A 10,877-nucleotide genomic window follows, 5' to 3' on the forward strand; every position below is an offset into this window, starting at 1 on the left:
TATTTAAATTATTAACGTAAACATTTCTTTATTACTAATCAAAAGGGAAAATAAGCAGTTGCTCAAATTTCATTATGAACCTATATTCCAATCAAAATGGATAAATTAAAACAAGAAATACTTAACCCACTTCTGTTTCCAAAAAACATCAACAAGTCCATGCATCAAGACATCCTGAGTTTTAACAAGTCATATTTCAACATGGCAATTAAACACCTATTATAAATCACTACTTTAAAGAATTTCCCACAATCACTTTTTGATGGGATATTAAAAGGGACCAAAAAGAATGGATACCACTCTTATCTTCTATCGATTTTGAAAATATGAAAAGGCGATTCCTGCCTTTACCTCACATTCAAAAAGAAAAATAAAGGGTATTAGGTTAATTTTTTGGTTAATTCTGGGTTAATCCCACGAAAAAAATTAACTAATCCGGCAATTTCCACCAAGTAATGATCATCATTTCACTGAAAAGTAAATGTGCAGCAGTTTCATTTCCACTACCTGTCAGGTTGAGCCGTACAACAGTATTCGCATTGATTACCCGAAAAGAGTCACTGCTGCCTTTGGGAGATACATAGACTCTTCCTTCCGCAGCGGCAGTGCCCACAAAAAATATCTTTTGATTTTCTATAAATTCTTTCAAACCCAATGTGATAGATCCCAGTTGCTAGCCCATTATGAGTTCTGATAAAGTATGAAAGTCATTAATATTTCTTAAGGCATTGTATTTAACAGGTTGGGGGGGTGCATTCAGGTCGGAATCCAGAAAATCGTTGATCATGGGTATCAACCAATCAGTCCGTTGCAACATACCGATATGGGTGGTACTTGGTAAAATGGCCAGCCTGGATTCAGCCAATCCATGAATATCCCTAATTAATAGACTCCAAAGCCTGGTCACTTTCGCTTTGAGTCAAGAAACTCTGGAAACAACTTGCAAAATGGTTTTCCTTAAACAGGAAGATGGTCACTTCTTCATTCTTAGGATTAAGACAAAAAAGTCGTAACACGCCATTTAAAATGAAATAGATGTTCTTCTCCACATCACAAATCTTAGTAACCAGATTCTTTGATGCAATATTTTACCCTGAAGCAACTTCTGATTTTATTCCATTCAGTCTCGGTAAATGAGGTAATGCTTCCTAGAATTGCTTTGAAATGATCTTCCATTCTATTTCTTTTTTATTCAAACTTAAAGGCAAATGCTTTTTCGCTCTTAGAGGCCTTCATGTATATGCACACCCATATTCACAATGAATAAATTAAAATTCAAAAATTATTAATTAACCTTACGTGCTTCATGATCTCCCCCTTGATGTAATGTTAGGCTTACCACTTTTCCGTACTTATTCTTATTAAAAGTTAATTGAGCATCCACGATTTTACTATAAAATCTGGATTCAGTCGCAGCAAATAACTGACTTTTTCTTTGTCCACTGGGATGAATAAAAAGATGATCTCCTTCTCTTTTAATATCTAAAATAAAATCAGGATTCAATTCATATTTTCCTATGAAAATATCTAGTTGCTCTCCTTTTAATTCGACTTGGGGTAGAATTTCAGTAGAATCAACTCCCAAAGACTCTAAAACATTTATTCCATTTTGGTTATTAGGGTTCATTTTCACTGACTTAATATAATTTTCAATGGCAGCTGTCGTGTCTACATTAGCTAATAAGGCTTCAGCATAACTATCATAGGCATTGCCTGAATTTGGTCTATTTTCAACATTCAGTTTGAAAAGTTTTAATGCAACATCGATGTCTCCAATTTGCAGATAGGAATAACCCAAAGTATTAATCCCCAATTCATCATACTCAACTAGGTTTTGATGAAAGTGTTCTTTACCAACCTCTATTGCTTTATCAATTCCTTCACTTTTTATCAGACTGGATAGCTTGTTAGAAATACGAACCTTGGGGAGCTCAAAGTCTTCATTAGCCAAAATATTATCTATACCTAAGTTAATCTCATCCATTGAGAAGTTATCACCATTATTTGTCAATAGAACAAATGCATCGCCCCTATCCAAGTATCGTCTAAAATAGGTTCTAAAACCAGCCAACCCCCCTGAATGATCAACCCAATTCTTTGCTTGATTAACACCCCATCCAAAGCCATAGTATGATTTTTCTCCTGAAGAAAGTACAGTTGGCTGATATGCTTCATTCAGTGTTTCAGGCGACACAAGTTCACTTTTACTCAAAGCCTGATCCCATATAAACAAGTCATCTATGTTGGAGTAAATCCCACCAGCACCTGTGGTGAATATTTCATAATCATCCAGCTCTCCGCTAACATTATACCCTATTGCCCTATTTTTCACCATTGGTTCTGAAACATCATAGACCAAAGTATTATGCATTTTTAATGGAATAAAAATGTTCCTTTCCATAAAATCATGAAAGGATTCTCCAGTAACCTTTTCAATAATCATTGAAAGTAACATGTAACCACCATTACTGTAAGAGAATTGACTACCAGGTTCAAAATTTAATCTATTTTGATTGATCAGGATATCGTATACATCGTTGTTGTTTAGCCCTACTTTGTATGCGCCAAGTCCAAAATGGTCAGGAATTCCGGAAGTATGGGTCATCATATGTCTGATGGTTACTGAATCTGCATATTCAGGAAAATCGGGGAAGTAATCTGAAAGTTTGTTATCGTAAGAAAGCTTGCCTCTTTCTTTTAGGATCATCACAGCCATCGTGGTAAACTGTTTTGATACAGAAGCCAAATAGAATGAAGATTCAGGTATAAGGGATTCCTTTTTATCAAAATCAGCATATCCGAAAGATTTCCGAAATATGACTTTATTATACTTAGAGACCAGGACAGTTCCATTAAACAACCCATTTTTATAGCTGTAATTCATCAATGAATCAATATTGCTGACAATCGTAGATGTACTATTTTCAGAATTTTTACAACCAACAATAATAATAGCTAGAAGTAGGTAATGAAGTAGCTTTTTCATAGAACAAAAATCTATTTTATTAAAGTAACCAATTTATACCTAATGAAAATACTCAAGGCCTAAGCTAGAAGATCCTTTTTTCTTTTTGTTAATTCTTTCTTTGTTTTTACTCATTTTGATGAGCTAAAGTCATTATAATCAGAATGTCTGATACCAGAAATTTAGAGTAAGACAGCCTATTTAATTAAATTATTCTCTCCCCAGCTATCCATCAAATCTAATATTTGTTGAAGTGATAGCCCAAGTTCAGTCAACTCGTATTCAACCTTTGGAGGTACTTGCTTATGGACAATCCTATTAACGAGTCCGTCATTCTCGAGTTCTTTGAGTTTGGAAATCAGCATCCGTTCTGAAATTCCAACCAATCTATTTCTTAATTCGCTGTATCGTAATTTTTTCTCATTCAACAGGTAAGAAAGTATACTTATTTTCCATCGGCCACCGATCTTAGACAGGGTGAATGCAATGCCACAGTTGTCTTTCCAGTACTTTTCATTAATACTATTAGTTGAATTATCTTTTCTCATATTCATACTTACTTTTTTGTTAGTACCACACTATTTTGTTTGTTCTTTCATTAATGCAAGTTAAGTAAGATACTTGCATAGAAATTTAAACACAAAAAAAATGGAGAAGATTAAAACTATTATTCATTGGTCTAGCTATGCCTACTATTTATATGTATTTGGTTACGCTTCACTATTCAAAGTTTTTCAAAAGAACTCAATGATGCAGAGTATGCAATCTTTGGGATTTAATAAGGTCTGGACGATTTTTATTGGGGTAGGCGAGTTAATTGGTGTAATGCTTCTGCTGGCTGGAATTCTTAATCCCCGCTTAAAAAATGTCGGAATATTAGTACTATTCCCATTTGCGGTCGGTGCATTTACCGCGCATATGGCTCATCAAGAATATAATCATTTCTATAATTCTTTGATTATGTGCGTACTTGCTGTTATCCTACTAGCGACCGATAAAAATTTCAAGATAGCACTGTAAGCAAAAGTGCTACCTGTCTTAGTTACATTATCAAATTGACGATCACATAAGTTCATGTTTCCAATTTTGATATTGCATTTTCAAACAATGTCCGCAAGGACGATACCCGAGTTGTAAAGCCTCCTTTTCCGAAAAAAAGAATACTCTGTTTTCTCTTTTCAATCTTTTTCCAGAAGAACATCCCAGAGTTCCATAAATTTTAAGTTTCCTGTTTCCTCCAAAACTAATTAATCGGCGTTGGATTTTGTAATGCAAATCCTTGTCAGCTATATCTCTATGCTCAATCATTTTTCAACTTTTTGCATCATGAAAAATAACACCAAGCGTGTATCGCTCACCATGATGAACCTGACTTACTCCGTGCTTCATATTAACCCGATAATATCCCCTTGCACCTTTAACAGGCCGGAAGTTGGTCGTAAAGATAAGCATGTCCCCTTTTCTGGGTTTGAGTACAACCGCTTTAGACTGCGCTCTCGGGATTTGCTCTGTCAATACGAATTCCCCACCTGAATAATCTGAATCAGGTTCACTTAAAAACAGCACTGTCTGAATCGGAAAATAAATGTCCCCATACAAATCCTGATGAAGAGTATTGAAACCTCCTTTACCATATTTCAAAATCAAAACAGTGGCTTTTTGCTGCTCATTTTCATGGCATTGCTGCACAAGTTCAGCATGTTGTAAAGGAAATTTTCGGTCTATATTCAAGACATTAAACCATGCATTGGCAATAGGAGCAAGCTGTGGGTATATTTCTGTCCTGATTTGCTGGATCAAGTCGGGAAGCGGATAGTTGAAATATTTGTATTCTCCCAGACCAAAACGGTACCGTTCCATGACCACTTTTTTTCGATAGACATTTGGGTTGTCATAATTCGCCTTCAGTTCCTCACAATCCAGGTCAGTTAAAAACTTTGGAATAATAGAAAATCCCTTTTCATTCATTTCACCCGTAATCAAATTCCAATCTGTGTCTTTCAAGTGATTTTCCATTATCTGATTTTTGAAAATCCCGCATCCACTGTTAATTCAGTTCCGTGAATGTAAGAGGCTTCAGGAGATGCCAAAAAAAGAACTGCATGGGCTATTTCAGCTGGTTCACCAAAGCGTTTGAACGGTATTGTCGGGATAATGCTTTGAATGGCATCTTCAATTTGGTCCGGGTTTAAGCCGGTATTATTAAAGCCATTGGTTTTAATGTAACCTGGGCTGATTCCATTGACACGTATCCCCTTTCTTGTACATTCTGCCGCAAAGGTTTTGACAAATGATTGCACTGCGGATTTGGCAGCTGTATAAACAGAGAAATTTTCCATTCCCATCTCAGTAACTACAGAAGTATTGAGGATAATAGCACTACCATCCCGCATAAGGGGTAAGGATTGTTGTACGGTGAAAAAAGTACCTTTGACCAATATATTAAAAAGTTCGTCAAATTGGCTCTCGTCTACATCATTGATGGATGCAAACTTACCATACCCTGCATTGACAAATAGCAAATCCAGGCTGGTTGTATGTTTTTTCACCTCTTCTGGTAAACCGAGTATGTCCTGCATGTCTCCCGCATTGGAAACAAACCCTAAGGCCCTTTTTCCTAAGCTTTCCAAGGCTTGGTTTACTGTAGCCTCACTTCGACCGGTAATAATTGCGGTGCCGCCTTCGGAGATGAATTGTTGGGCTGTGGCGTAGCCTATTCCATTTGTTCCGCCCGTAATGAGGGCGAATTTGTCAGTAAATCTTTGCATTGAATTTTGTATTAATCCTGACACAAAGATTATGAAGTATAAAAAGCCGGGAAACCCGAAACTTGCTAACCTAAGATACTTTCTCCATCTTTTTTAAAAAAATGGATCGATGAAGTTTTAACATACAACTGGGCATAGGGGAGGAAAAGCGGGTACAAAGTTGGTGGAAAAAAAGTTGCCATTGTCCTTTCTGCAGGAATCGACCAAGAAAGTGCTTTCGGACCCTATGCAATGGAACAGATCATTCATCCGCTCAAATTGACCTTTGATTACCTGAAAGCAAACTACCTGGGCTATTTCCCTATCTACGGAGTCCCATCAAATGCCATTCAAAGTACTAACGGGACTTTTACACTGGACAGAACGGTGGAAGACGACACTTTGGCCTATGTGGAAGAACGTGCCGCTGATTATTTATCATTTTTGGAAGATCTACAGAAATACGCATTTAAGCCTTCCATTGCCCAGCTTCCTGAAAAATAGTCGCAAGCATGCTATTCACATCGGTAGACCTTTATTACCAGAAATGTAGGTAGATGCAGGACAAAGTATTAATCAGCCAAAAAGACTATGGTATCGAATTCGCTTTACCTGACTCTTATTTGTTCTTTTTGGGGCAGGGAGGTTCACCACTGAATCTATCCACTCTATTACCTCCACATTCAATCAAGCCTAAAAAGCCGCATGATCTTCCATGCGGCTTTTGGGGGTCATGTTTTCATTTATGCAGATCACATACTTGCGTTGAAATTCTTTTTTCATGCTCAATCAACCATTTCTTTCGCTCAATCCCTCCCCCATATCCAGTCAATTTTCCGTCTTTGCCGATTACTCTATGACAAGGAATAATTATTGACACCCTATTCCTACCATTCGCTGAAGCTACTGCCCTTACTGCTTTTGGGTGATTCATCTTTCTCGCCTGATGAAGATAAGTGGTGGTTGATCCGTAATTTATTTCCTGCAAACAGTCCCAAACTTTATTCTGAAAATCGGTTCCGGGCGTATGGAGTTTCACATTAAACTGTTGAATTCTTCCTTCAAAATACGCTATTATTTCTTCTATACCTTGTTTAATATGTTCGTTTTCTCCTGTTAAAATAGTGGCATTCAACAGTCGCTGAAGATCCTTGAATTCAGTTTCTAACATTCGTCGATCCACAAATTCCAACAAACAAATCCCTGTCTCGGTCGCGCACATGAACATAGGACCCAGAGGAGTAGTCAGCCGGCTAATCCAAATGATATTTCGATCCAGACTTTTCTGTGGGGAGTCACCCACCAACTTCTTGAACGTATAATTAAATCCACTCAATGATTCGTATCCACTGTCAAAAGCTGCATGGGTGGCGTTTTTACCAATTTTCAATTCCTGATAGGCATTATTTATCCTGAACATCCTCTGATAGGATTGAAATGTCATACCATAATTTGCATTAAACCACCTTCGTACTATTTCAGGGCTGATTTGATGTTGACGAAGAATGTAATCCTTGATTTTTTCTTTCGGGTTTTGATGGACCAGGAACATTGCTTTTTCCACCTGCTCCGGAGCCTGATTTGCATTTAAGGTGGGTTTGCAGACTTTGCAGGGCCTATACCCATTTCCCAGTGCATCTTTGATCGAGGTATAAAACTCCACATTTTCCTTTTTCGGTTTCCTTGCCCGACAGGTAGAAATGCAAAAAACTGAAGTTGTTCTAACACATACAAAGAAAACGCCCACGTAACCTGAATTTCGCTCCAACAATGCCTGGTAATAGTTTTCGATTTTTTCAGGATCAGTAATCAACATATCAAAAAATGGATTTAAAGGATTGAAGGTCTATTATTTCTTGAAGGCTCTCACTAAATGATTTGTACATATGGTCAAACAAAAAATTGCCCATACTTATTCTCTTCACTCCTAAACCGGTTAATATTTCAAAATTTGGGAGACTTGGCATACACATCACATTGATGGGCAATTTCGTAGAATTCACCAATGCACTAATATCTGATTCTTTTTCTACCCCAGGAATAAAGATGCCATCCGCCCCTGCCATTTCATAGTCATGAATCCGTTCAACAGACTCATCCAACGCATTTGGATTGCCTATCAAAAAGGCATCAGTCCTGATATTCAGAAACGGGTTACGGTTTGATTGATCTAGGATATTTTTGGTTTCTTCCAAGATATTTGAAAACACTTTTCCGTTCAACATATCTCTTTCGCCGTTAACCACACTATCCTCAAGGTTAAACCCGACAACTCCCAGGTCTGTTAATCTGATTATATGATCTGCGATCTCCTCAGGCTTGCGACTATAACCGGACTCCAAGTCGACAGACAAGGGCAAGTGGGTATTTTGAACAATTCTTTTGATTAAGAATTCAATTTCTTGATATGTGATTTCTTCTCCGTCGCTATAGCCTAACATGGATGCCATGGCTGAGCTTGAAGTTCCCAGCGCTTTGAAACTTAATTTCTCTGCTTCTTTAGCACTTCGGGCATCCCATACATTTCCTATGAGCAAAGGTTTATTCTGTTGGTGTAGTTCTTTGAATTTCATAAGTGATTCGTTTCCACAAATAAACTTTGGTATGATTTATTCAGCAACCGAAAACTGGACGTGTATTTTTTTGACAAACTAGAATGGGGTATTTCAATGAAGTTTTAACAATTCTGCATCCGAAAGCCCCCATTCTCTAATATTTCGCCCATCGTTCTATACTATATCTTTTCACTTCAAAATTAGCTCCTTTAAGAACATGGGCCGTTTTAAAGGATTTTCTCAAGCCCTGCACGGATAAAAATCACGATATGACATGCTTGCTTTCCTCCTTTAATCGGCTAATAACGTGACTCCAGACAAATCCACTTTCGCGTTTTGCAAAAAGGCATACGTGATTCTATCAGCCTTGCATTCAATCAGCCGGACGAGGTTCAGTTTATTGTTGTTTTTAAAGAAGGTATTGATCAAAACAGCCTTTTGAAAAGTCACCTTTTTAAATCCACAGCTTTCGAAGGTGCAGTCTTCCAAAACACCTTCAAATACAAGATTTTCAAATGATGTGGCTTTAAATAACGACTCTTTCCAACGGCAATTGATCAGTGTATTTTTTACCAGTGAACTTGACTTCACTGTTAACCCGGTACAATCTGCATCGGTAAAGTCACAGCCAGTCAAATGGCTGGTTGAGATTTGAGTGTTCTTGAAAGAGGCGGCATAAAATTTATTATTAGTCAGATAGGAACCCTGAATTTGGCAATTACTGAGGTTCCCGTCTGAAAAGTCGCAGCTGTCCACATAATTGCTCTTTAGAAGAAGTTCTGACATGTCTGAACCAATAAACTGACAGCGGCGGATGTTAGATGAACTAAACTTCTCATGCAGGTTTTTTAAACCGGAAAAATCCGTATCCATCCAATTTCCTTCCGACATATCCCAAACAGGTTTTTTCTTCAGCTTTTCGGTTGAAATCTCAGTTGACCGTAAATCCTGTGATTTATCAGATGTCCACTCAGAATTTAAGGAGTTGAAATTTTCTGAAAAATAGTTTAAATCCACGCCCAACGTTACCGCAAGTCGGTTGAAAGTAGAAATATCCGGCATGGATTCACCCCGCTCCCACTTTCCCACTGCCTGGGGACTCATGAACAATTGTGCTGCAAGCTGCGCTTGGGAAATATTGATTTTCTTCCTAGCCCCGGCGATTTTATCACCAATCTTTTTAGAATCTAACATAGATACAGGTTTTGATTAATAGATGGCCAAAGATATTTTAGCCCGGCTTCGGCAACAAAAATCAGCAGTTACTTATAGTTGGAAAACACCCTACTTTTGGTTGTAATCAACAACTCCGGGTTGTTTATTAGTGAAAAGAGTTTTCCTGGAACATATTCTCCCAATGATTAACGGAAAAATACCATGATTTTCCAGGTCTTTACTCCCTCAGATAGGTATCCAGAACATATCCGCTGGTGTATATATAGGGAGACCTTTCAGGCAGTCAGTCACCAATTAACAGGATTACAGCTATTTTAAAAGTTAAGGATTTCATTTTAATAGATTAATGGAGTGCATCCTTTAGGTCAAAACTCTGAAGAATAAACAGACGTGTTCCAATCCCAATAAAGATAGAAAACCACGTTTTAGTCATTCATTTTTTAGTGTGTAACGGAGTGAGTATGGCACACTTCCCAAAAGGCATAAGCTTTATTCTCCATGACTGATTTTATAAACAGTTTTTGGCTTGGCGCTATTCGATTTCATCTCTAGTTACGCCTTCACAGTATTTTGACTTCTTTTGGAACCATTAAAAAAAGTGTGCAGCCTTGGTTAGATATAACGGCATGTTTATAGTTTGCCAGAGTATATAAATAGTCTCCTTGTTTGAAAGGCGTTCCTTCAATTTCACATCCTCCCTCCAGAACCAGTAATTCTTCACCTTCCTGATGATTGTGATAAGGATACTTCGAACCGGCCTCGAACTTTAGAAGAAAAGTTAGCGGTCTTTTACCTTCTTCATCAAATCTAAGTGGCATCCAACTAATCCCTGTACAATCTACTCCTTCCTCTACTAAGGGTGACCATTCTGTGGATGATGTCTGAACAATGTAATCATGAATATCCGTGCTAATGTCATTAAATATTAAGTTTATAAATCAGTTCTCATTGAATCCCCCTATGCAATGCTGCAAGACGGTAAAATATCCTATGCAAAACTCCATAGGATTTCAACCATTCAAAATAGAGGAATCCGGAAAAAGCATGTAAGATTTAGCGTTTTTGCTCTCTAAAGACTTTTGGGGATACTCCGATGTGTTTTTTGAAGAAGTTTGAAAAGTAAAAAGGATCTTTAAATCCGAGTCGAAAGGCAATCTCTTTAACACTTAAATTTTCATAAATCAGGAGTCTCTTAGCTTCTGAAGCGATCAATCCGTAAACGACCATCTGTGCAGTTTTGCCAGTGTGGGTTTTGGCCTGGTCATTTAATTTTTGCTCGGTGGTTTTCAGCTTCTCCGCATACTGCGCCAATGTACAGGTAGAAGTAAAAAACACACCTTCTTAGAAGGTGGCTTTGAATAGCCCCTGTAAGGAGCGTTTGGCATTGAACTAGAAATCAAAACCCTGTTGTTGGTCTTCTTCCTTTCGTTCTTC

Annotated in this window: 13 protein-coding genes; 2 read left to right on the forward strand and 11 right to left on the reverse strand. The window is 37.6% G+C overall.

All coding sequences use genetic code 11. From position 1 onward, the window contains the following. Positions 1–430 precede the first annotated feature (430 nt). The 3 genes from SYJ56_RS03585 to SYJ56_RS03595 form a co-directional block, all read right to left on the reverse strand. The gene (locus SYJ56_RS03585; RefSeq protein ID WP_323832263.1) at positions 431–649 is read right to left on the reverse strand and encodes a pyridoxamine 5'-phosphate oxidase family protein; all 219 of its coding nucleotides are present in this window, start codon (positions 647–649) and stop codon (positions 431–433) included. 636 nt (positions 650–1,285) lie between these two features. Further along, positions 1,286–2,986: a serine hydrolase gene (locus SYJ56_RS03590; RefSeq protein ID WP_323832264.1), complete on the reverse strand. Its 1,701-nt coding sequence runs from the start codon at positions 2,984–2,986 to the stop codon at positions 1,286–1,288. Between the two features lie 176 nt (positions 2,987–3,162). Continuing rightward, positions 3,163–3,513, reverse strand: a complete 351-nt coding sequence (locus SYJ56_RS03595) for a winged helix-turn-helix transcriptional regulator (protein ID WP_323832265.1) — start codon at positions 3,511–3,513, stop codon at positions 3,163–3,165. Between the two features lie 100 nt (positions 3,514–3,613). On the opposite strand from SYJ56_RS03595, the gene SYJ56_RS03600 reads away from it, so the two are divergent. Further along, complete coding sequence (locus tag SYJ56_RS03600; RefSeq protein WP_323832266.1) at positions 3,614–3,985, forward strand: DoxX family protein; 372 nt, start codon at positions 3,614–3,616, stop codon at positions 3,983–3,985. A 42-nt stretch (positions 3,986–4,027) separates the two neighbouring features. Here SYJ56_RS03600 and SYJ56_RS03605 read toward each other — a convergent pair whose 3' ends face one another. Genes SYJ56_RS03605 through SYJ56_RS03615 form a run of 3 tightly spaced genes read right to left on the reverse strand, consistent with a single transcriptional unit; the run spans position 4,028 to position 5,733 of the window. Next, positions 4,028–4,273: an Ada metal-binding domain-containing protein gene (locus SYJ56_RS03605; protein WP_323832267.1), complete on the reverse strand. Its 246-nt coding sequence runs from the start codon at positions 4,271–4,273 to the stop codon at positions 4,028–4,030. A gap of 3 nt (positions 4,274–4,276) precedes the next feature. Continuing rightward, positions 4,277–4,981 (reverse strand): 2OG-Fe(II) oxygenase, encoded by a 705-nt coding sequence (locus SYJ56_RS03610; protein ID WP_323832268.1) that lies wholly within the window; start codon positions 4,979–4,981, stop codon positions 4,277–4,279. Beyond that, positions 4,981–5,733 (reverse strand): SDR family oxidoreductase, encoded by a 753-nt coding sequence (locus SYJ56_RS03615; RefSeq protein WP_323832269.1) that lies wholly within the window; start codon positions 5,731–5,733, stop codon positions 4,981–4,983. The genes SYJ56_RS03610 and SYJ56_RS03615 overlap by 1 nt, the downstream gene beginning before the upstream one ends. A 231-nt stretch (positions 5,734–5,964) precedes the next feature. Here SYJ56_RS03615 and SYJ56_RS03620 point away from each other — a divergent pair, with 231 nt between their 5' ends. After that, positions 5,965–6,216 (forward strand): hypothetical protein, encoded by a 252-nt coding sequence (locus tag SYJ56_RS03620; protein ID WP_323832270.1) that lies wholly within the window; start codon positions 5,965–5,967, stop codon positions 6,214–6,216. A gap of 235 nt (positions 6,217–6,451) precedes the next feature. Here the strand turns inward: SYJ56_RS03620 and SYJ56_RS03625 are convergent, their stop codons facing one another. The 5 genes from SYJ56_RS03625 to SYJ56_RS03645 all read right to left on the reverse strand — a co-directional run bounded on the left by SYJ56_RS03625 (position 6,452) and on the right by SYJ56_RS03645 (position 10,778). Then, the gene (locus SYJ56_RS03625) at positions 6,452–7,528 is read right to left on the reverse strand and encodes a bifunctional transcriptional activator/DNA repair enzyme AdaA (protein WP_323832271.1); all 1,077 of its coding nucleotides are present in this window, start codon (positions 7,526–7,528) and stop codon (positions 6,452–6,454) included. Between the two features lies 1 nt (position 7,529). Next, positions 7,530–8,285 (reverse strand): isocitrate lyase/PEP mutase family protein, encoded by a 756-nt coding sequence (locus SYJ56_RS03630; protein WP_323832272.1) that lies wholly within the window; start codon positions 8,283–8,285, stop codon positions 7,530–7,532. A gap of 273 nt (positions 8,286–8,558) precedes the next feature. Then, entirely contained in the window at positions 8,559–9,461 is a 903-nt protein-coding gene (locus tag SYJ56_RS03635) for a helix-turn-helix domain-containing protein (RefSeq protein WP_323832273.1), read from the reverse strand. 542 nt (positions 9,462–10,003) lie between these two features. Next, the gene (locus tag SYJ56_RS03640; RefSeq protein WP_323832277.1) at positions 10,004–10,378 is read right to left on the reverse strand and encodes a cupin domain-containing protein; all 375 of its coding nucleotides are present in this window, start codon (positions 10,376–10,378) and stop codon (positions 10,004–10,006) included. 118 nt (positions 10,379–10,496) lie between these two features. Beyond that, on the reverse strand, positions 10,497–10,778 hold the full coding sequence (locus tag SYJ56_RS03645; protein ID WP_323832274.1) for a helix-turn-helix domain-containing protein: 282 nt from the start codon (positions 10,776–10,778) through the stop codon (positions 10,497–10,499). Positions 10,779–10,877 lie beyond the last annotated feature (99 nt).

This window comes from Algoriphagus aurantiacus, from assembly GCF_035156405.1.
GTDB lineage: Bacteria > Bacteroidota > Bacteroidia > Cytophagales > Cyclobacteriaceae > Algoriphagus > Algoriphagus aurantiacus.